22 protein-coding genes are annotated in these 20,050 nt (G+C 70.0%); 10 read left to right on the forward strand and 12 right to left on the reverse strand.

The features are described 5' to 3' along the window. Positions 1 to 806 precede the first annotated feature (806 nt). A complete protein-coding gene (locus ACIA8K_RS27865; protein ID WP_396064352.1) occupies positions 807 to 1,337 on the reverse strand; it encodes a M48 family metallopeptidase in 531 nt (176 codons plus the stop codon). A 440-nt stretch (positions 1,338 to 1,777) separates the two neighbouring features. Between ACIA8K_RS27865 and ACIA8K_RS27870 the strand changes: the two genes are divergently transcribed. The 3 genes from ACIA8K_RS27870 (at position 1,778) to ACIA8K_RS27880 (ending at position 4,605) form a co-directional block, all read left to right on the forward strand. After that, entirely contained in the window at positions 1,778 to 1,948 is a 171-nt protein-coding gene (locus ACIA8K_RS27870; RefSeq protein ID WP_396064354.1) for a DUF5679 domain-containing protein, read from the forward strand. A gap of 211 nt (positions 1,949 to 2,159) precedes the next feature. Next, positions 2,160 to 3,254 (forward strand): hypothetical protein, encoded by a 1,095-nt coding sequence (locus tag ACIA8K_RS27875; protein WP_396064356.1) that lies wholly within the window; start codon positions 2,160 to 2,162, stop codon positions 3,252 to 3,254. A 4-nt stretch (positions 3,255 to 3,258) separates the two neighbouring features. After that, positions 3,259 to 4,605 carry an ABC1 kinase family protein gene (locus ACIA8K_RS27880; RefSeq protein WP_396064358.1) on the forward strand — a complete coding sequence of 449 codons (1,347 nt, stop codon included), beginning with the start codon at positions 3,259 to 3,261 and terminating at the stop codon, positions 4,603 to 4,605. Positions 4,606 to 4,901: 296 nt separating this feature from the next. Here the strand turns inward: ACIA8K_RS27880 and ACIA8K_RS27885 are convergent, their stop codons facing one another. The 3 genes from ACIA8K_RS27885 to ACIA8K_RS27895 all read right to left on the reverse strand — a co-directional run bounded on the left by ACIA8K_RS27885 (position 4,902) and on the right by ACIA8K_RS27895 (position 8,086). Further along, entirely contained in the window at positions 4,902 to 5,267 is a 366-nt protein-coding gene (locus tag ACIA8K_RS27885) for a WhiB family transcriptional regulator (RefSeq protein WP_396064360.1), read from the reverse strand. A gap of 164 nt (positions 5,268 to 5,431) precedes the next feature. Then, positions 5,432 to 5,809: a hypothetical protein gene (locus ACIA8K_RS27890; RefSeq protein WP_396064362.1), complete on the reverse strand. Its 378-nt coding sequence runs from the start codon at positions 5,807 to 5,809 to the stop codon at positions 5,432 to 5,434. A 129-nt stretch (positions 5,810 to 5,938) separates the two neighbouring features. Continuing rightward, positions 5,939 to 8,086: an ATP-dependent DNA helicase UvrD2 gene (locus ACIA8K_RS27895; protein ID WP_396064364.1), complete on the reverse strand. Its 2,148-nt coding sequence runs from the start codon at positions 8,084 to 8,086 to the stop codon at positions 5,939 to 5,941. 125 nt (positions 8,087 to 8,211) lie between these two features. Here ACIA8K_RS27895 and ACIA8K_RS27900 point away from each other — a divergent pair, with 125 nt between their 5' ends. After that, the gene (locus tag ACIA8K_RS27900) at positions 8,212 to 8,475 is read left to right on the forward strand and encodes a mycoredoxin (protein ID WP_396064366.1); all 264 of its coding nucleotides are present in this window, start codon (positions 8,212 to 8,214) and stop codon (positions 8,473 to 8,475) included. Positions 8,476 to 8,544: 69 nt separating this feature from the next. Here the strand turns inward: ACIA8K_RS27900 and ACIA8K_RS27905 are convergent, their stop codons facing one another. Genes ACIA8K_RS27905 through ACIA8K_RS27920 form a run of 4 tightly spaced genes read right to left on the reverse strand, consistent with a single transcriptional unit; the run spans position 8,545 to position 10,406 of the window. After that, positions 8,545 to 9,057, reverse strand: coding sequence for a hypothetical protein (locus tag ACIA8K_RS27905; RefSeq protein ID WP_396064368.1), 513 nt, complete (start codon positions 9,055 to 9,057; stop codon positions 8,545 to 8,547). 12 nt (positions 9,058 to 9,069) lie between these two features. After that, a complete protein-coding gene (locus ACIA8K_RS27910; protein ID WP_396064370.1) occupies positions 9,070 to 9,576 on the reverse strand; it encodes a hypothetical protein in 507 nt (168 codons plus the stop codon). Next, the gene (locus ACIA8K_RS27915; RefSeq protein WP_396064372.1) at positions 9,569 to 10,063 is read right to left on the reverse strand and encodes a hypothetical protein; all 495 of its coding nucleotides are present in this window, start codon (positions 10,061 to 10,063) and stop codon (positions 9,569 to 9,571) included. Before ACIA8K_RS27915 ends, ACIA8K_RS27910 begins: the two co-directional genes overlap by 8 nt. Positions 10,064 to 10,067: 4 nt before the next feature. Then, complete coding sequence (locus tag ACIA8K_RS27920; protein ID WP_396064375.1) at positions 10,068 to 10,406, reverse strand: hypothetical protein; 339 nt, start codon at positions 10,404 to 10,406, stop codon at positions 10,068 to 10,070. 316 nt (positions 10,407 to 10,722) lie between these two features. Here ACIA8K_RS27920 and ACIA8K_RS27925 point away from each other — a divergent pair, with 316 nt between their 5' ends. Further along, positions 10,723 to 11,664, forward strand: coding sequence for a helix-turn-helix domain-containing protein (locus ACIA8K_RS27925; RefSeq protein ID WP_396064377.1), 942 nt, complete (start codon positions 10,723 to 10,725; stop codon positions 11,662 to 11,664). A 577-nt stretch (positions 11,665 to 12,241) separates the two neighbouring features. Then, on the forward strand, positions 12,242 to 12,520 hold the full coding sequence (locus ACIA8K_RS27930; protein WP_396064379.1) for a hypothetical protein: 279 nt from the start codon (positions 12,242 to 12,244) through the stop codon (positions 12,518 to 12,520). 217 nt (positions 12,521 to 12,737) lie between these two features. On the opposite strand, the gene nudC is transcribed toward ACIA8K_RS27930, so the two are convergent. The 3 genes from nudC to ACIA8K_RS27945 are packed head-to-tail and all read right to left on the reverse strand — an operon-like array spanning position 12,738 to position 16,356. After that, the gene (gene nudC / locus ACIA8K_RS27935) at positions 12,738 to 13,676 is read right to left on the reverse strand and encodes an NAD(+) diphosphatase (RefSeq protein ID WP_396064381.1); all 939 of its coding nucleotides are present in this window, start codon (positions 13,674 to 13,676) and stop codon (positions 12,738 to 12,740) included. Further along, positions 13,673 to 15,049 (reverse strand): M16 family metallopeptidase, encoded by a 1,377-nt coding sequence (locus ACIA8K_RS27940; RefSeq protein WP_396064383.1) that lies wholly within the window; start codon positions 15,047 to 15,049, stop codon positions 13,673 to 13,675. Before ACIA8K_RS27940 ends, nudC begins: the two co-directional genes overlap by 4 nt. Further along, positions 15,046 to 16,356 carry a M16 family metallopeptidase gene (locus ACIA8K_RS27945; RefSeq protein ID WP_396064385.1) on the reverse strand — a complete coding sequence of 437 codons (1,311 nt, stop codon included), beginning with the start codon at positions 16,354 to 16,356 and terminating at the stop codon, positions 15,046 to 15,048. The genes ACIA8K_RS27940 and ACIA8K_RS27945 overlap by 4 nt, the downstream gene beginning before the upstream one ends. Before the next feature lie 155 nt (positions 16,357 to 16,511). On the opposite strand from ACIA8K_RS27945, the gene ACIA8K_RS27950 reads away from it, so the two are divergent. From ACIA8K_RS27950 to ACIA8K_RS27965, 4 genes are all read left to right on the forward strand, one after another. Continuing rightward, positions 16,512 to 17,567: an ABC transporter substrate-binding protein gene (locus ACIA8K_RS27950; protein ID WP_396064388.1), complete on the forward strand. Its 1,056-nt coding sequence runs from the start codon at positions 16,512 to 16,514 to the stop codon at positions 17,565 to 17,567. A gap of 76 nt (positions 17,568 to 17,643) precedes the next feature. Beyond that, positions 17,644 to 18,423, forward strand: a complete 780-nt coding sequence (locus tag ACIA8K_RS27955) for an ABC transporter ATP-binding protein (protein WP_396064707.1) — start codon at positions 17,644 to 17,646, stop codon at positions 18,421 to 18,423. Then, positions 18,413 to 19,294 carry an ABC transporter permease gene (locus ACIA8K_RS27960; protein ID WP_396064390.1) on the forward strand — a complete coding sequence of 294 codons (882 nt, stop codon included), beginning with the start codon at positions 18,413 to 18,415 and terminating at the stop codon, positions 19,292 to 19,294. Before ACIA8K_RS27955 ends, ACIA8K_RS27960 begins: the two co-directional genes overlap by 11 nt. Positions 19,295 to 19,306: 12 nt before the next feature. Continuing rightward, positions 19,307 to 19,735 (forward strand): RrF2 family transcriptional regulator, encoded by a 429-nt coding sequence (locus ACIA8K_RS27965; protein WP_396064392.1) that lies wholly within the window; start codon positions 19,307 to 19,309, stop codon positions 19,733 to 19,735. A gap of 3 nt (positions 19,736 to 19,738) precedes the next feature. Here the strand turns inward: ACIA8K_RS27965 and ACIA8K_RS27970 are convergent, their stop codons facing one another. Further along, entirely contained in the window at positions 19,739 to 19,924 is a 186-nt protein-coding gene (locus ACIA8K_RS27970) for a hypothetical protein (protein ID WP_396064394.1), read from the reverse strand. Between the last annotated feature and the right edge of the window lie 126 nt (positions 19,925 to 20,050).

Genomic DNA, 20,050 nt, shown 5'->3' on the forward strand with positions numbered 1-20,050 from the left:
CCCACCCGCCCCCCAACCGTCCCCCCCCCATCCAAATTTGCCCACCGGCCGGTTTTTACAAGGGTCTTGTGGGGGTTGTGCCCTTCATCCTGGCCGAATGACGTGCACACGCCTCACCTGACCGGGCATCACCATCGATCCCACCCGACATTTCACGTTATTGAGGTCCCACCGCCGCCGGCGCGCACCCGCTGATCATGCTGAGGACGCGTTGCACAGACACCGCGACTCCCCTGACGCGCCGAGTGCACGCACTTACTGCACAAAGGCACAAAAAGAGCCGACCCGCAGGGCTCTAGGCCTTGGTACGCGGAACCGGTGCCCGCGGGAGCGTGCGGGCAGGACCCCGGCGGAAGCGGGAAAATGGATTTTGGATTTTTCGGGGTCAGACCGAGTTTCCTAGAGGCACCTATATCGCGAAATTTGCGTGCTAAGCCCCCGAATGCGAAATGAACGCGTGCCACACCCAAGCGCGAAGCCCTCGGGAGCACCTGAGCGCGAAGCACTCGGGAGCACCCGAGCACGAGGCCCCCGGGAGCACCCGAGCGCAAAGCCCCCGAGAGCGCCCGAGCGAGAAGCCCCCGGGAGCACCCGAGCACGAAGCCCCGGGAACGCCCGAGCACGAAGCGCGGCTCCGGGACCTGAACGCCCCAATGCGAAGGGGAATGTGACCGCGAAGCCTGTCCGGAAGATCGGATCTCACGCATTGAGCGGCGTCATCCGGCAGGGCTCGACGGACCCAGTGAAGGTATGAGGCGAGCGGCCGCGGGCCGGGGTGGGCGGGGCCTCAGGTCGGGCGGGTGGGGTTAATCGTCCATGACCATGCCGGTGGCGGCGGAGATGCCCTCCAGGTAGCCGCGGGCGCGTTCGGTGCGGGGGTAGCGGCCGACCAGGTCCCAGAAAAGGGCGTTGTGGCTGGGGATGAGGAGGTGGACGAGCTCGTGCAGGAGCACGTAATCGATGACCCACTCGGGCATCTCCTGGATGCGGTGGGAGATGCGGATGGTGCGGTCGGCGGGGGTGCAGGAGCCCCAGCGGCCGTTCTGGTTGGTGACCCAGCGGACGCTTTCCGGCACGACCACGTCGCGGCAGTCGTCGAGGTAGCGGGCGATCAGCCGGCGGGCGCGGGCGAGCAGCTCGGCGTCGGTACGGAGGAGGCGCTCTTCACGGGCGGCGAGGCGGGCGAGCATCCTGTCGACCCACTCGGTCTCCTCGGCGCGGGAGAACTGGTCGGGGATGAGAACGACGACGCGTTCGCCGTCCCGATAGGCGGACACCGTCCGGCGCCGACGCTGACTGCGCCGCACCTCGACGACGGGCTTCCGCGTGGTAGTCATCACCGGCCCGCGGAGCCTCGGGTTCCGTTCACATCGGCACGCTAATCCCTAGTGACCAGGGGTTCGCAAGAGCCAACCGGGTGAACCGCGCCCAAAAAGTCCTGCTTTGGGGTTGGTGTCCGAAAAAAAGTTGCGGCGGCAGCGAGACTACCCGGCGGTTTCGGTGGTTGAGCACGGGGGTGGGCTTTTTTGATCATCAAGGTGGATGGCGGGGAAAGCTTCTCCGGCGTGTCCGCACGAACCTGCCCAAAACGGGGCAATACGACGGGCAGACTCCACCTCGACGTACGCACCGGACATGGAAACGGCCGCTGCTGGGTAGTGGTTCGCGATGACCGCGACCCGCACGGCAGCGGTCGCGTCGAACAGCCGGCGCCGAACACCCGCCGCGCCGGAACACCGGGGCGCGGCACGCCGGTCACTGAAACGAGGAGGGCACCGTGGCCACCAAGACCCAGACATACAACGGGTACTGCGTGAAGTGCAAGGAGAAGCGGGACTTCGAGGGCTCCGTCGAGGTCTCCAAGACGGGGATGAACATGGCCAAGGGCAAGTGCCCGGTCTGCGGTACGACCATGAACCGCATCCTCGGCAAGGCTCCGAAGGAGTAACGCAGCACGCTTGACAGGGGGCGGCCGCAGCCGCCCCCTCGGCTTTCCGGGAAACAACCGTTACCGCGACGACTCCACCACGTTGAGTCATTGCGACAGTCCACGCACCCTGTGGATAACCCGCCTCATTCTGTGGATAACACGGTGCAAAGCCGTGCCGCCCTGTGGATAACCCGGGGCCCGACGCCGCATCGGTGACACAGTGTCACCCATGAGCACGCTGTACCGCCCCATGCTGATCCCCGGCCTGGCCCGGGTCTGGCGCGACCGGCACACGCTCCAACTCGGCCTGGACCGGCGCCGTGCCGTGATCCTCCAGCTGGCCGCCGGCACCGCCGGTGAGCTGCTCGACCTGGTCGACGGCACCAGGTCGGAGAGCACGATCCTGCAGCACGCCCGCCGGCTCGGCGTCGACGACGCGGAGGCAACAGGTCTCCTGCACGCGCTGCACACGGCCGGCCTCCTGCTCGGCGCGCACCACTTCCTCCCGGCCCGCATGCCCGAGAACGCCCGCGCCCGGCTGGCCGGCGAGGCCGCGTCGATCGCGCTGGGTGATCCCGGGGCTGTGGACAACCCGGCCCGGGTGCTGCGCCGGCGGTACGCGTCAGACATCACCATCACCGGGCCGGGTCCGGCGGCCGGGCCGATCGCGGTCGCGCTGGCCCAGGCCGGCGTCGGCCGGATTCACCTCGAGCTGTCCGGTCCGGTGCTGCCGTCCGACCGGGCCGGCGGCGCGCTCGCCGGCCCCGATGGCGAACGGGCAGGTGCGGTGGCCGCCGCGGTCCACCGCGTCGCGCCGGACGTGCGGACCAGCCCGGTGCCACGCGGCCGGGCTGCGATCGTGATCCAGCTCGGGCTGGATCGGCCGGCACCGGTGATCGCCGCCGGATTCGCCCAGCGCCGCCAGGCCCACCTGCTTGTCGGCGCGCGGGACGGCACCATGGTGGTCGGCCCGCTGGTCCCGGCCTCCGGCGTGCCCTGCCTGCACTGCCTCGACCTGCACCGCCGGGACCGTGACCCGGCCTGGCCCGCGCTCGCCGCGCAACTGCTCCCGCGGCCGGGCGCCGAGGGCGCGACCGGCGGCGCCGCGACAGTGCTGGCCGCCGCCGCGATCGCGGCCGAGCAGGTGCTGGCCTACCTCGACGGCGGTGTCCCGGAGACGATCGGCGCGGCGGTGGAGGTGGACGGGCCGTCCCGGGTCCGCCGGCGGCGCTGGACGCAACACCCGGTCTGCGACTGTGGGCGGCGGCATCGCCGTTCTCCTCGCTTCCAGCCCGACACCTTCACAGTTCCCCAGGCACAATGATCTGGTGACCGATATCCCCCGACGGGCGGCCGCTCGCACTGCCAAGCTCGCCAGTCTGCCGCTCGGCTTCGCCGGCCGGACAGTGCTGGGGCTGGGGAAGCGCGTCACCGGCATAGCGTCCGACGTCATCTCCGCGGAGATTCAGCAACGCACCGCCGAGCAGCTGTTCAGCGTGCTCGGGCAGCTCAAGGGCGGTGCGATGAAGTTCGGGCAGGCGCTCTCGGTGTTCGAGGCCGCGCTGCCGGACGAACTCGCCGGGCCGTACCGGCAGGCGTTGACCAAGCTGCAGGAGGCCGCTCCCCCGCTGCCCGCCGCAAGCGTGCACAAGGTGCTCGCGGCCGAGCTGGGCGAGGACTGGCGGGCTCTCTTCGCCGAGTTCGAGGACGTGCCCGCCGCCGCGGCCAGCATCGGCCAGGTCCACCGCGCGGTGTGGCGTTCGCCACCACCCGGCCGGGGTCGCAAGCGCGTGCCGGACCGCACTGTCGCCGTGAAGATCCAGTACCCGGGTGCCGGCGACGCACTCGTCGCCGACCTGAAGCAGCTGTCCCGAATGGCCGGCATGTTCCGCGCCATCCAGCCCGGCATCGACGTGAAGCCGCTGATCGCGGAGCTGCGCGAGCGCATCGTCGAGGAACTGGACTACGAGCTGGAGGCCGAGACCCAGAAGACCTTCCACGCGGGGTACGCGGGAGATCCGGACATCTACGTTCCCGAGGTGATCCGCGCTACCCCGCGCCTGCTGGTCACCGAGTGGATCGACGGCACCCCGCTCTCCGCGGTCATCTCCGGGGGCACCCAGGAGGAGCGCGACGAGGCCGGCCGGCTGATGGCGGTGCTGCACTTCTCCGCGCCGCAGCGCTGCGGACTGCTGCATGCCGACCCGCACCCGGGCAACTTCCGGATCCTGCCGGACGGCCGGCTCGGCGTGATCGACTTCGGCGCGGTGGCCCGGCTCCCCGGCGGCCTGCCCGAGCCGATCGGCCGGCTGCTCACGCTCGCGCTGGCCGGTGACGCGGCCGGCGTACAGGCCGGGTTGATCACCGAGGGCTTCGTCCGCGCCGACGACGACAAGCTGGACGGGAAGGCGCTGCTCGACTTCCTGATGCCGATGCTGGCGCCTGTCGCGCAGGAGGAGTTCCAGTTCACCCGCGCGTGGCTGCGCGGGGAGGCGGTCCGGTTGAGCAGCCCCAAGTCCCCGGCGTACCAGCTGGGCCGGCACCTCAACCTTCCGCCGTCGTACCTGCTGCTGCACCGCGTGACGATGGGCTCGATCGGCGTGCTCTCCCAGCTGGAGGCACGGGCGCACTACCGCGGCATCGTCGAGGAGTGGCTGCCCGGCTTCGGCACATGAGGAAGCCCCCGGCCCAGTGGGCCGGGGGCATCAGGCGAATACCGACGGTGTGGTGTTATCCGCGCATTTCGCGAGCGGCCCGCTGACGGGCCTCCATCGCGACGCGACGGGCGGATCGAGGTGCCTCAGCGCTCCGGAGTGCGGCCTGAGGCTGTCGCATTCGTACCCTCGACAGCGCTTCGTGAAGTAGTTGCATCTTGTCGGCCTCATTCAGAGTCAGTGCAGTGGGAGATTCGGGTTTCATCTCGAGGGTCTGAGCCGGTCGGTGACCGGCGTCGATGCTGATCGGGTGCATGTCAGGCCGCCAGCCGGACGTTGCTGCGGGTCTCGGCCGACTCGTTGGCCGCCATCCGCGCCTCGACCTCGGTACGGAGCTCCGCGTCACGCGCGGCGTCCTCCTTGCGCGGACGGCCACGGGGCCGCTTGCGCGGAACGACCGCGCCACGCTCGAAGATCTCGCCGCCCCAGACGCCCCAGGGCTCGGCACGGTCCACCGCGCCGCTCAGGCAGGCAGCGCGCAGCGGGCAGTCCCCGCAGAGCGACTTCGCCAGCTCGAGCTCGGCGGGAACGTCCGAGAACCACAGGTCAGGGTCGAACTTCCGGCAGGGCAGGTTTGCCTCCAGCTCGACGTTCGTGTCGAGCACGGCAAGGGCCAGACTCATGCCCGGTCACCTCTCTCTCGCTTCGATCTCGTAGATCGCGTTCCGACGTGGTACGGGGGTCGGAGTCTTTCCGAACCCGGTGTGCGGGCTTCGAAAATGACGAAGGCCGCGGATCCCGGTAAGCGGGTTCCGCGGCCTCGAGGTGAGCCGGTTGGTCTGTGGAGTCAGACCGGCCTTCCTCGAGGTGGAACACCGCGGGCACCGCCGAAGGCTCGCTTCATGCCGACGGTCTCGCCCTTGTTGCCCGTGATCCCCTTGCGTCCCGCAGAGCCACTGAGGCTCACGAGGGACACATTGCTGCTGCTGACCAGAGAGACACCGGTCTCCTGGACCCGAATCGCGTCAGATGCCATCGGCGGGTCTTGCACCAGTTCGGCCTGGGTGCGGACCTGATCCACCTGCGGCACCACGGACACGGTCGGCCGGTTGCGCCACGACGGCACATGCGTGCGCGCCGCGGATGCGGGCCGGACCGGGCCGTCGACGGACAGCAGGAGGGCAGGGGACATCGATGGGATCTGCAGCATCGTGTAGATCTCCACGGGGGTCACCTTCTCTCTCCGCTAGCCGTTGACGAATACGGTTTCCAACCCCTCCGAGCAGCAAAAAAGCCCGCGCTCGGTGAGGTGTGATCTGAGGCTATGCCCCTCCTACGCGGAGAGGCAAACGATTTAATCCGAGTTCTCAGAAGTTTTTTTGCCGGTGACTTCGTCGACCGTCGCGCCCCCGATCAAGGCCACCACCGGCTCGGCGTACAGGCGATGCTTGCGGGGTCCGATGCCACCGATCTCGAACAGCTGCTCCGGGCGGCTCGGGCGCCGCTCGGCCAGGGCCACGAGCGTCGCGTCCGTGAACACCACGTAGGCAGGGACTTTCTGACCGGCGGCAACCCGCGCGCGCCAGTCGGCAAGGCGCTCGTACAGCTCCTCGTCGAGGTCGCTTGGGCAGCTCGGGCAGCGGCCCAGTTTGCGGTCCGCCCCGGCCAGCAGCGTGGCCCCGCAGATCCGGCAGGACGCGATCGGCACCCGGCGCCGGTCAGGTTTCTGACTCTGCTCCTTCTGCAGGCTGTGGGTCCGCGCCGCCGGCCGCTCGAAGCCGGGCAGGAACCGGCACGGGCGGCGCGGGCGGCCACCGGGCGACCGGCTCTGCGCGTAGGACAGCCACAGCCACTGCCGGGCCCGGGTCACGCCCACGTAGAGCAGCCGGCGCTCCTCCTCAAGCGCTTCCGTCGTGCGCGCGTACGTGGTGGGCAGCGTCCCCTCGGCAAGTCCGACCAGGAACACCGCGTCCCACTCCAGGCCCTTCGCGGAGTGCAGCGAGGCGAGCGTGACGCCCTCAAGCGCCGGCGCGTGCTGCTGGGCCGCGCGCCGGGCCAGCTCCTCATTGAAGCCGCCGAGCGTGGCGTCCCGCTGCACGGCCGCCCCCTCGCCGATCGGCACGATGTCCGGGACCGCCGCGAAGTCAGTGGCCAGCTGCGTCAGCGCGGCCAGCGCCTCCCACCGCTCGCGGGCCGCGCCGCCGGGCGGGGGCGCGTCCGGGGACCAGCCGGTGGCCGCGAGCGCCTCGACCACTGCGGCACGCAGCGGCGTACCGGACGGCGTGGACCGGGTGGCGGCCCGGAGCGCGACCATGGCCTGCCGGATCTCCGGGCGCTCGAAGAACCGCTCGGCGCCCTGGATCACGTACGGCACGTGCGCCTCGGTGAACGCCGCCTCGTACGCGGCCGACTGCGCGTTCGTCCGGAACAGCACGGCGATCTCCCGGGCCGGCACACCCGACCTGATCAGCTCGACGCAGCGCCGGGCCACCGCGGCCGCCTCGTCCGGCTCGTCCGCGAAGATCCGCTGCTCCGGCTCGGGCCCGGGCGCGCGCTGCCCGACCAGCTCCAGCCGCAGCCGCGCCTCCGCACCCCGCGCCGCCTGGATCACCGTGTTCGCCAGGCCGACCACCTGCGGCGTGGACCGGTAGTCGCGGGTCAGCCGGACCACTGTCGCGCCACGGAACCGGCGCGCGAAGTCGATCAGGTAGGACGAGGTGGCGCCGGTGAACGAGTAGATGGTCTGGCTCGCGTCGCCGACAACTGTCACGTCGTCCCGGCCGCCGAGCCAGGCGTCTAGCAGCCGCTGCTGCAGCGGGTTCACGTCCTGGTACTCGTCGACCACGAAGTGCCGGTACTGCGACCGGATCTCCTCGGCCACGTCCGGATGCTCCTCGATGCCCCAGACCGCGGCGCGCAACATGTCCTCGAAGTCGATCACACCCTGCGCGCGCTTGATCTTCTCGTACTCGACGAAGACGGCCGCGACCCGCTCCGGCGCCATCGGGGGCTCGCGCACGGCCTTCACCGCGGCGGCCGGATAGTCCCCCGGCTCGATAAGCGACGACTTGGCCCACTCGATCTCGCCGGCCAGGTCCCGGGCAGCGAGCCGGTCCGCGCGGACGTTCGCACGCCCGGCCGCGAGCGTGACAAGCCGCGCCTTGCTCTCCAACAACTGCGGCATCTGCCGGCCGTCAAGAATCCGGGGCGCGAAGTAACGCAGCTGCCGGAGCGCGGCCGCATGGAACGTCCGGGCCTGCACACCGGGCACGCCGAGCGCGACCAGCCGGGCACGCATCTCCGCGGCCGCGCGCGCGGTGAACGTGACCGCAAGCACGTGCCGGCCGACGATCTCACCGGAGACCACGCGATGCGCGATCCGGTGGGTGACGGCCCGGGTCTTGCCGGTGCCGGCGCCGGCCAGGATGCAGACCGCGCCCGCGGGGGCGGTCACCGCCCGGAGCTGGTCCGGGTCGAGCCCGGCTATGACGCTGTCACCCACGGCGTTCGAGCCTAGGTCATCCCCGGGGCGGGAACCGCTCGCCGGGCCAGGGATTATCCGCACACCCTCGTTGGTTGAGGACGATGATCGGGTCACCACAGTCTGCCCAAGGGAGAGAACCTGCCATGTTGACCATGTACTCGACGAGCTGGTGCGGCTACTGCCACCGCCTCAAGTCCCAGCTTGACCGCGAGGGCATCGGCTACGAGGTGGTGGACATCGAGGCAGACGCGGAAGCGGCCGAGTTCGTCATGGGCGTCAACGGCGGCAACCAGACCGTGCCCACGATCCGCATCGTTCCCCCGGCCGGTGGCACTGAGATCGTCATGACCAACCCGACGATCAAACAGGTCAAGGAAGCCCTCGCGGGTACGGCGCCGGTCGCTTAGCCGCAGCCGTCCGAGCCTGCGGTGCGCGGGGGCACCCTCCGCGTGTCGCGGGCTCGCGGCCGGCACGTCCTAGATCAGGCCCAGTCGGCGCAGCGTCACGGTGTCCCAGGGCAGGATCTCGCCGGGCGTGATCAACGCCTGGTAGACCCGGACGTGCTCCTGCGGTACGCCGTCAAGCCTGAGCGGCACCGGGTGTTCCAGTTCCGCCTGGCTGAGCAGCCGGATCCCCTCCCGCCTCACCGCGTCGACCACGCGCCGCTCGAAATCGTCAAGGCCGCCGGAGCCGGCGGTCAGGATCTCGTGCCAGACATTGTCCGCGGGGTTGCTCCGGGCGAAGACGGCGTAGGGCGCCACGCAGGACAGCGCCAGCGCCCACATCTCCTCACCCCGGGTCAGCGCGTAGATGTAGGCGACGTCGTCGTCCTCGTCAGTGGTGTCGGCCACCTCGCAGTGCGCGCCGATCCCGGCGATCAGGTCGCGGAACGGCTCGCTCTCCTTCCGCTCCACGATGGTGAACCACGTCGGCGCGCTCAACGAGCCGTAGGCCCGCTCGATCTGCCGCAGAATCTCGTCCGCTGCCATGCTCTCGTCTCGCTATCTCGGGTGTCCGTGGATCTCACCATCCTGGTCCATGTGGACCCGGACCCTGGTCTGCGGTTGACCACGCTGGTTGTGCCCCACCGGGTATCCGAAGTCGTAGTCCCGCTGTTCCGGACGGGCGGGGTTGGGCGTGCCCCGGTACCACGCCTCGTAGGTGTGCTGGTTGGCGAACCGCTCGTCGCCGGCCCACGAGGAGCCCTGCCTGCCCTGTGCCTTCCGGTTGCGGTACGCGGCGGTGCCGGGGAGGTGCTCGTCCTGCTTCTGCCGCTTGATCCGGGTCGGATGCTCCTGCGGGGCGCCACGGCGGCCGCCGGGCGCCGGGGCGCGTGGGTTACCACCGGGCGGGCGGCTGCTCGGGAAGCCCTTGGAGATGATTTTGGAGATGATCCGCGCGCCTGGTGTGCCCCGGTGGGTGCCCGGCGGGGCGCCCTGCCGGCGCCCGCCGCCGCCCGGTGATCCGCCGCTGTTGCCCGAGCCTCCGCTGCCCCGGCGCCTAGCCATTGAGCAACGCCTCCACCGCCTGGTTGATGATCTCGTCGAGGACCAGTCCGGTGATCATCTTGAGGATCGGGATCTCCAGCAGCGAGGCGCCGAAGGTCGGCGGCGCCGTGGCGATGGCCTGCGCGATCTGGATCGCCAGCAGGGTGAGCTGGATGATCACGTTGATTTTCAGCGCCAGCACGATGCCCGCCGCGGCATACATCCCGGCACCGACGATCGTGCTGGACTCCGCGGCCGTACCGAGGGTCGCCGCCGGGGCGTCCTCCTCACCCCAGACGCGCTGGAAGGCTGCCACGTCCGCGCCGGTATTCGCCGACCAGACCTGCTGCGCCGCCGCCGTGCCGTCCACGATCGCCTGCTGGACCGTACCGCTGAAGGCGATCCACTCTCCGGCCATCTCGAAGAGCTTCTCCTCGTCCGCCTCCGGCCAGGTGTAGCCCAGCTCGCCGAGCAACCAGATCAACTCACCGGGAAGCTGTAGACCCACGCGTTCACCAGCCGGTCTGCGGCATCGTGGAGCCGATCGCGGTGAACGACTCGGTGCTTCCGGACTCGGTGGCCTCGTATCCGTCGGCCATCGCGTTCAGGTTGGCGGCGTAGGCCTGGAACGTCTCGATGCCGCTGTCGAAGCAGTCCACCGCCGCGTCAAGCACCGCCTCGTGGGCCGTACCGATCAGCATGCCGATGTCGTCCGTCCCCCACGGCTGGCCGAAACCCTCCATGGTGGCGATGAACGCGTCCACCCGGTCCCCGAACGCGTCGGAGATCTGACCCAACGCCGTGGCAGCGGTCCGCATCGACTCCCAGTCCACGTGCAGCTGTCCGGTCATCCTTGCAGGATAGGCACGAACGTCAATCTCACCGAGGGATGCAACCTGCACGTCGCCACCCCGGCACTCACCAACCCGCCGATCATCCGGGTACGGGTGTGCTCGCCGCTTAAGCCGTCGGCAATATACGGGCGCCGATCGTGATCATTTGCGATCGGCGGCTGTTGGTTTGGGTTACAAGGTCCATATTTCTATTGGTCTGCGTCCTGGTATTTGACCAACACGCGACTCTTACGGGCCCACACCGGCGATGAAGCGGTTCATAATGGACGACGGCGAAACGTTGATGCTCCCCGATAAGTGTGTGGAGGTTTCGGTGTCTCCTGCGCCGAGCCCGATAGTCCGGCGACGCCGGCTCGGCCACGAGCTGCGCCGACTTCGCGAAACCGCCGGCCTCACCGGTGACCAGGTCATCGAGCGGATCGGCTGGGCCTCCGCGTCCAAGCTCTCCCGCCTGGAGAACGGGCGCAGTCGCCCCGATCTCGGTGACGTGCTGGACCTGCTCGACCTCTACGAGGTGTCCGGGACGTCGCGCGACGAGCTGATCGCGATCACCCGCGACGCCGGCAACACGCGCGCCTGGCTCCGGGCGTACCCGGTGATGACTCCGCAGCAGCGCGACTGGGCCGAGTTGGAGGCCGGGTGCGTCGACATCCGGGAGTACGCGCCTATGTTCGTCCCCGGCCTGGTGCAGACGCCGGAGTACGCCCGGTTGCGCCTCATCTCCGCGCGCCCGCTCGCCGGCCCCACGCCGGACGGCCGTGGCCCGGAGAGCCTGGAGAACCAGATCAACGCGCGGATCGCCCGGCAGGCGCTGCTTACCCGCCGGATGGACGCGCCCCGCTACGACGCCGTGCTCGAGGAGACCGCACTCTTCGGCCGCGGCGGGCCGCCCGACATCCTGCGCGGGCAGGCCGGCCACCTCCGCCGGATCGGTGCGCTGCCGAACGTGACGATCCGGGTGCTTCCGCGCACCGCCACGGTCGGCAACTGGTACCTGGCGCATACCAGCTTCTCGATCTACCGGTTCGCCGATCCGCAGGACCCGGAGACGGTCGCGGTCGAGGCGCTGGAGCGCGACATGTTCGTCAACGAGACGGACGAGGTGCGGCACTACGCCACGGTCTACGAGTGGCTCCGGGATGCCGCACTCTCCCCCGAGGAGTCGATGGAGTGGCTCACCGAGATGTCCGACAAACTGCTTCTCAACAGTCATGCGCCAACCCAGCGGCGCTCCCCGGACCAGCATTTCTCCTGACGCTTTCCGGCCGGCCGGGTCACTGGCCTTTCGCGGTCGGGGCGGGCGTACCTCGGAGGGATTTATATGGCGAAATTTCGGGCGTGGAGTGCCGAACTCAAACCCTGACCGCGGCGCCTCAGTAGCCGATCAATCAACATTTCTCGCATGAACGGAATGCTCCGTCACCGGGCTACTTGTCCGCGCGAATTACGGCATTACGCCGCATGTTGTCCCACAAATCGGCAGCTATAGATTGATTTGTCGGACACGACACAGGCCGTCCCTCGCCATGGAAGCGCCCGGCGGCACCCGGCGACGCCCGGCGGCCCCGCGCGGCACTTCACCGCGGCGCAGACTGGTTCCGCACGGATGCCCGTCGCGGAGAGCGCTCCACCCGCCCAGCCGCATCAGCCGCTTACTCGGAGTGATCGTCCTTCACTCTTTAGAGTGGCTCCGCGCGCCGAGGGAATCCTCACGCTTGTCGGCTTCGAAGACCTGCCATAAACATGTCCCAGGTGGACGCATGCAACTTCCACTGTGGTGGGAAGTGCGAAAGCAACCACCGAGCGTCACCGGCCGAGATTGGGAGTGGATCATGCGCTATCTGATCGTCCGCACCGATATCCGGCCGGTGGAGTCACCCGCGATGGAGACGGTGTGGGCGGACGGCAGGTCGGTGCGGGACGAGCGGACCACGCCCGAACCGCGGCGCCAGACCGTGCTGGCGCAGGACAGGGCCGCAGCGCTGGATCTGGCGCGCGCACTCTCCGCAATGGGCGCGGTGCGCTCCGGCCGCCAGCGCGTGAAGATCATCCGCGTCGGCGACCCGAAGTCCTGGCAGTCCCGCGACCTCCAGCCGGTCCCGGACGCCTGATCCCACAGTCACGGGGCGTTACGCGCCTGTCCGTGCTGCCCATCGCCATCGGACCTCGAAGGCCGAAGAGCCAAGCCTGCCGACTGCTCGGCGATTCACGCTTTGCGGGTGCCGCCCCCCCATGCTCCCGCGGGCGCGGCACCCTGCGAAACGACGTGCGATCGAGCGCCGGGATCAGGGCCCAGGCGCTGTATCGACGTGGGATGCCGGGCTGTGCCTAGGCGCCCAGCCACTGGGCGATCAGGTAGTGCGCGATCGATGCGCCCATCGGGAGGCCGACCTTGACGCCGTCGTGGGTGAGGACCTCGCCGCCGTCCAGGATGGTGCCGATCTCGCGGCGAGTGAACCAGCGGGCCTCGACGATCTCCTCCGGGTCGACGGTCACCGGCAGCGCCGGGTCGGCGATCGCGCTGAAGCCAAGCATCAGCGAGGCGGGGAACGGCCACGGCTGGCTGGCGACGTAGGTGATCGGGCCGAGCGGGAGGCCGACCTCCTCGGCGACCTCGCGGATCACTGCGGCCTCGGCGGATTCGCCGGGCTCGACATATCCGGCCAGGCAGGAGAAGCGGCGGAGGTCGGCGCCGCCGGCCCAGGCAGCGTTGTTGCCGAGCAGGCAGCGGCCGTCCGGGCCGGCCACGCCGTCGTGCACGAGCACGATCATGGCGGGGTCGGTACGCGGCCAGACCTGCTTCCCGCCGTCGTCGACCCGGCTCCACCCGGCCTCGTGCGTGCTTGTGGCGTTGCCGCTGGCCGGCGAGAACGTGTGCGCGGCGTGCCAGTTCGCAAGCGCCAGCGCGGTGGTCATCAGGCCGGCGTCCCGGTCGTCGAGCTGGTGGCCGACGTCGCGCAGGTTGACCGCGCGGGTGCCCTCCACAGTGGGCAGCGGCGCGTCGATCGCGAAGACCGGCCCGCCGTCCGGCTCCTCGCCGAGGAACATCCGGGCCTCGGGCTCGACCACGGGCGCGGTCTCCGGCGCGAAGAGCACCAGCCGGCCGTCGTCGTCGGAGATCAGCGTGCGCCCGCCGGAGCGGGTGTCGAGCACAAGCACCCGGGCCCGCTCCCAGGCGGTGGCCAGCCATTCGGCGTCGCGTCGCCGGTGTGCGGAGCGGTCCAGCGTGGTACGTGCCAGCGGCGGGCCCGGGCGTTCGTGCGTCACGGTTGTGCTTTCTCGATCGGGGTGAGGGTGGCGAGCGGGGCCTCAATCTTCTCGGCGTCACCGAGCACGACCGTGACCGCGCGGGCCGGCGCGAGGTAGGTGGCGGCCGCAGCGGCGACCTCGTCCTTGGTGACTGCCGCGAGCCGGGCCGAGTGTTCGGCCAGGTGGTCGAGCCGCAGCCCGGCGCCCGCGTAGGTGGTGGCCAGCCCGGCCAGCCCCGCCTGGGTGGCGACGCCGAGCCGGAGCGTGCCGAGCGCGTACTGCCGGGCCTGCTCCAGCTCGTCGTCCTTGGGCGGGAGGCTGGCGATCCGGCCCAGCTCGTAGAGCGTTTCAAGCATGGCCGGGCCGGTGACCTCGGTCGCCACGTCCGCGGCGACGGTGAGGGAGGAGCCGGCGACCAGGTGCTCGATCGCGGAGTTCGGGCCGTACGTGTAGCCCTTGTCCTCGCGGATGTTCTCCACCCAGCGGGACGAGAAGTAGCCGCCGAAGATCAGGTTGGCAAGTTGCAGCGCGGCATGGTCCGGGTGGGTCCGGGACACGCCGGGCAGCGCCATCCGGATCGAGGACTGCACCGACTCCGGGCGGTGGATCAGCGACAGCGGCCCGGGGACCAGCGCGGGCACCGGCGGCAGCTCCCACTTGGCCGTGGCCGTCTCGCCGCCGATCGCCCAGCCGCCGAGGATCTCCTCCGCGGTGTCGATCGCCTTGGCCGGCTGCAGGTCGCCGACGAGCACAAGCGTGGCGCCGGCCGGCCGGATCCGCTCCGAGTGAAGCGTGCGCAGCTGTGCCGGGCGTACGGCGGTGACCTGCTCCGGCTCCGGGGTCTGGATCGCGTACGGATGCCGGCCGTAGACGCGCTTGAGCAGCGCGGTGCGGGCCACGTGCTGCGGCTGGCTCTGCGCGACCTGGATGTAGTCGACAAGGCGCGCGCGCTCGGTGGCCACCTCCTCGGCCGGGTAGCGGGCCGCGGTCAGCACCTCGGCGAGGATCTCAAGGATCCGCTCCAGGCCGGCGGTCAGCCCGTTGCCGGCCAGCAGCAGCCGGTCCGGGTCGACGAGCGCGCTCAGGGCGCCGCCGACGGTCTGCAGCTCGGCCGCGATCTCGACGGAGGTCATCGTGTCGGTGCCGGAGAGCACTGTGGAGGCGAGCATGGCCGCGCGGGCCGGGTGCGCCTTGCCGAACGGCAGGCGCAGCCGCACCTCGACAAGCGGCACGGACGGCCTGCGGATCGCGATCACGGTCAGGCCGTTCGGCAGCGTCCGTTCGGCCTGCGTGGGCAGTTGGAGCTTCGTCGTGGGCCCGAGCGGGGGCAGTTCGGTGACGATCGGCGTACCCGCTGATGCCTTTGACCTGGCTTTTGTGCTGGGGCTCACCGTGCCGCTCCCGGAATGACCTCGATGGTGGCCCGGCGCTGCGGCCGGAGGGTGGCGGCCGCGGCGCGGATCTGCTCCTCGGTGACCCCGCCGAGCAGCGCGGGCAGCTCGTTGATCAGGCCCGGCTCGCCGCGCTGTTGTTCAAGAACGGCCATCCGGAGGGTACGGCTGAGCACCGCGTCAGTGTCCCGGAGCAGGTGGGTGGCCATCCGGGCCTGGGTGCGGGCCAGCTCGCCCGCGGTCAGCCCGTCCTCGGCCAGCCGGTCCAGCTCCTCGTCGACCGTGCCGAGCAGCTTGTCCACGTTGCCGCCCGGGGGCAGGTGCGCCTGGAGCAGCAGCGCGGTGGGGTCGCGCACCTCGTACGGTTCGCCCATCAGGCCCAGGTAGCCGCCGATGCTGGTGACCGACCGGTCCTTCAGCACAAGCCGCTCGACCAGGCGGGATGCGTCACCGTCGGTGAGCACCTCGGCGAGCACCACGTAGGGCAGGTACCCGGCGAAGTCGGTGATCGGGTCCGGTACCCGCCAGGCCGCGGCCACGGCGGGGAGCGGCGCGAGCCGGTCCGTGTACGACGTCCGGCGCTCCTCGGTCAGGTCGGGCTCGTCGAAGCCGGGCCGGACCGGGGCGGGCCGCGCGGGCACGCTGCCGAAGTGGCGCTCGATCAGCGCGGTCGCCTCGGCCACGTCGAAGTCGCCGGCCACGGAGAGGACCGCGTTTCCGGACGCGTAGTACTTCTCGAAGAACTCCGCCGCGTCCGGGACGGTGGCGCTCTCCAGGTCGGTGAACGAGCCGTAGCCGTCGTGCGCGTTCGCGAACGTGTCGAACATGACGGGCGGCAGCGTCAGCCAGGGGAACCCGCCGTACGGCTGGTTCAGCACGTTGACGCGGATCTCCTCCTTGACCACGTCGACCTGGTTGCGCAGGTTCTCCTCGGTGAGCCGGGGGCCGCGCATCCGGTCCGCCTCGAGGAAGAGCGCACGCTCGAGCGCGTTGCTCGGCAGCACCTCGAAGTAGTCGGTGTAGTCGAGGTGGGTCGAGCCGTTGAAGGTGCCGCCGGACCCCTGCACGTGCCGGAAGTGCGCAAGCTTCTCCAGGTTCGCCGAGCCCTGGAACATGAGGTGCTCGAAGAGGTGGGCGAAGCCGGTGCGTCCCTCCGGCTCGGAGCGGATGCCCACGTCGTAGACGACGGCGACTCCGACCACGGGGGCGCTGCGGTCGGGTGCCAGGACGACGCGCAGTCCGTTGGCGAGCGTCAGGCGCTCCACCTGGTACCGGGTCGCGGCTATTTTGTTGGATCTCCGGGCCACCCTGCCGACAGTAGCGCCTTCCGGCGGAAACGGCCGCGAGCGCGCCCGCCCGCGAGTAACCGTTGTCTCACTATCCGGGCATCCCCTTGACCGGGAACCACTACTGAATCGATTGTTCCTATCAAACAAGTAGGCAATATCTGGATTGGATCTCGATGAGCTCTCTTCGGCTGCGAACCCTGGCCGCCGCCGTGGCACTCGCCACGGCCACCGTGGGCGCGCTTGCCGCCTGCGGCGGCTCCGACGAGGCCGGCGGTGAGGCCGGCGGCCCGGTCACGCTGCGGCTCGGCTACTTCCCGAACATCACGCACGCCTCCGCCGTGGTGGGCGTCGAGAAGAACATCTTCAAGGACAAGCTCGGTACGAACGTCACCCTTGAGACCAAGACCTTCAACGCCGGACCGGCCGCGATCGAGGCGCTGTTCTCGGACGCGATCGACGCCACCTACATCGGGCCGAACCCGACGGTGAACGCGCACTCCAAGTCGAAGGGCGAGGCGGTCCGGGTGATCTCCGGCTCCGCGTCCGGCGGCGTCGCGCTCGTGGTCAAGCCGGAGATCAACTCGGTCGCGGACCTCAAGGGCAAGAAGATCGCCACGCCGCAGCTGGGCAACACGCAGGACGTGGCGTTCCGCTACTGGCTGAAGGAACAGGGCCTCACCGCCACCAAGGAGGGCGGCGGCGACGTCTCGGTGGTGCCCCAGGAGAACGCGCAGACGGTGGAGACGTTCCACAGCGGCGCGATCCAGGGCGCCTGGGTGCCGGAGCCGTTCGTGTCCCGGCTTGTCAACGACGGCGGCAAGGTGCTCATCGACGAGCGCGACCTGTGGCCTGACAACAAGTTCGTGATCACCAACCTGATCGTCAGCACCAAGTTCCTCAAGGCCCACCCGGACGTGGTGAAGGCGCTTGTCGCGGGCCAGGTGGCGTCGAACGACTACCTGCACAAGAACGAGGCCGAGTCGCAGCAGGCGATCTCCGACCACATCGGCAAGATCACCGGTAAGCCGCTGGACCTGGCGCTGATCCAACAGGCCTGGAAGACGATCGAGTTCACGAACGACCCGATCCCGTCCTCGCTGAAGACCGGCCTGGATCACGCGGTCGAGGTCGGGCTGACCCAGCCGGTGGACCTGAACGGCCTCTACGACCTGTCCTACCTGAACGAGGCCCTCAAGGCCGCGGGCGAGCCCGAGGTCGCGCAGCCATGACGACTCTGCTGAGGTGCGCAAAGAGCCAGAGCGGCGCTCCGTCATGCCGGCCACTCCGCCGCACTCCGCGGACGTCATGACGGCCGCCACCCCGCTGAAGGAGAGCGCGACCGCCGCGGTCGCGCTCTCCGGGGTCACCAAGGTCTACGGCCGCGGTAACGAAGCCGTTCTCGCGCTTGACGGACTCGACCTGACCGTCAAGCCCGGCGAGTTCGTCTGCCTGGTCGGCGCGTCCGGTTGTGGCAAGAGCACGCTTCTCAACCTGGTCGCCGGGCTGGACCGGCAGACCAGCGGCGAGATCGCTGTCGCCGGCAACGCCCGGCCGGGCCTGATGTTCCAGGAGTCCGCGCTCTTCCCCTGGCTGAGCGTCGGCGCGAACGTGGAGCTTCCGCTCAAGCTGCGCGGGCTCACCAAGCAGCAGCGCCGGGACCGGGTCGCCGAGCTGCTGCGCACCGTGCACCTCGGCGAGTTCGGCGGGCACCGGCCGCACCAGCTTTCCGGCGGCATGCGGCAGCGGGTCGCGCTGGCCCGCACGCTCGCGCTCGACACGCCGGTGCTGCTGATGGACGAGCCGTTCGGCGCGCTCGACGCGATGACCCGGGACATCCTGCACGACGAGCTGGAGCGCATCTACCTGGAGCGCGAGCTGACCGTGCTGTTCGTCACGCACAACGTCCGGGAGGCGGCCCGGCTCGCCGACCGCATCGTGGTGCTCTCCAGCCGGCCCGGCCGGATCATCCACGAGACCACTGTGGACGCGCCCCGTCCACGGCGCATCGACGCGCCCGAGGTGGCCGCGATCGCCGCCGACGTCACCGATCGGCTCCGCAAGGAGGTCATCCGCCATGGCCAGTGACACGCTCGTCTCCAAGGGTGAGAAGACCGACGCGATCTCCGGGCTGGACGCGCTGGAGATCGCCGGCCGGGAGAAGGAGCCGTCGAGAGCCCGCAAGCTCTGGTTCCAGACCTGGCCGAAGCTCACCGCGATCGCGCTGGCGATCCTGATCTGGCAGGTAGTGGTCTGGTCCGGCTGGAAGGACTCGTGGGCGCTTCCCGGCCCGGCGATCGTCTTCCCCGACCTCTGGGAGTACGTCAGGTCCGAGGCGTTCTGGTCAGGTCTCGCCACCACCGCGCGCCGGGCCGGCGTCGGCTTCGCGGCAGCGGTCGCGGCCGGCCTGATCCTCGGGCTCGCGGTCGCCAGCAGCAAGATCCTCCGGGCCGCGCTCGGCTCGATGATCACCGCGCTGCAGACCATGCCGTCGATCGCCTGGTTCCCGCTGGCGATCCTGCTCTTCCAGCTCAGCGAGCAGGCGATCTTCTTCGTGGTGGTGCTCGGCGCCGCACCCTCGGTAGCGAACGGCGTGCTTCACGGCGTCGACTACGTCCCGCCGCTGCTGCGCCGGGCCGGGATCAACATCGGCGCGCGCGGGTTCAACCTGTACCGGTACGTGATCGCGCCCGCCGCGCTGCCGGCAATCGTCGCCGGCCTGAAGCAGGGCTGGGCGTTCGCCTGGCGCAGCCTGATGGCCGGTGAGCTGCTTGTGGTGATCGCGTCCAAAACCTCGATCGGCGCGCAGCTGCAGTACTCCCGCGAACTGAGCGACACCGAGCGGCTCATCTCGATCATGATCACGATCCTGGTGGCCGGCCTGCTCGCGGACGCGGCGTTCGGCGCGGCCGACCGGGCCATCCGCCGCCGCTGGGGCCTGCTCGACCGCAACAACTGAAGGAGACCGCACATGTACGTCTCGGCGCGCAGCGACTACGCCGTCCGCGCGATGCTTGCCATCGCGGACTCGGATCGCAAAGACACGCGTGAGCTGGTCAAGGCCGCCACGCTTGCCACCACGCAGGACATCCCGCTCAGCTTCCTCCAGGGCATCCTGCTTGACCTGCGCCGGGCCGGGCTGCTGCACAGCCACCGAGGCGTCGAGGGCGGGTACGCGCTCGCCCGCCCCGCGGACGAGATCACGGTCGGCGACGTGCTGCGGGCGGTGAGCGGCTCCCTGACAATGGTCCGCGGGCTGCCCGCGGACGCCGCCGACTACCACGGTGTCGCGGCCGGTCTGACCGACGTCTGGCTGGCCGTGCACGAGGCGATCGAGGAGGTCGTCGACACGGCCACGCTGTCCGACCTGCTTGCCAAGTCCCGCCAGGCGACGGTCTGACCGCTACTTCCCCTGGGCCGCCATGTCGGGCGGGTCGAAGAGGGGAATGTGGACGTCGACGATCGTGCTCTCCGCGTGCGCGGACTCGTACCAGGGAGTGAACGCGGCAAGCATCGCCAGCCCCACCCCCAGCAGCGCCAACGTGAAGACCAGCGTGATCTCCCGTATTCCGCCCTTTCGGTTGCTCACCGCAGAACCCCCGTTTGCGTTTCCGACGACGAGTCGACATGTCTCAACGTCTCGTCCAGCGCATAGCATGTCGTGTCAAGGGGCCGGGCACAGTCGCCCATCGGACCTTCCCCCTCAACCGAACAT

Source organism: Catenuloplanes sp. NPDC051500, assembly GCF_044454585.1.
Taxonomy (GTDB): domain Bacteria; phylum Actinomycetota; class Actinomycetes; order Mycobacteriales; family Micromonosporaceae; genus Catenuloplanes.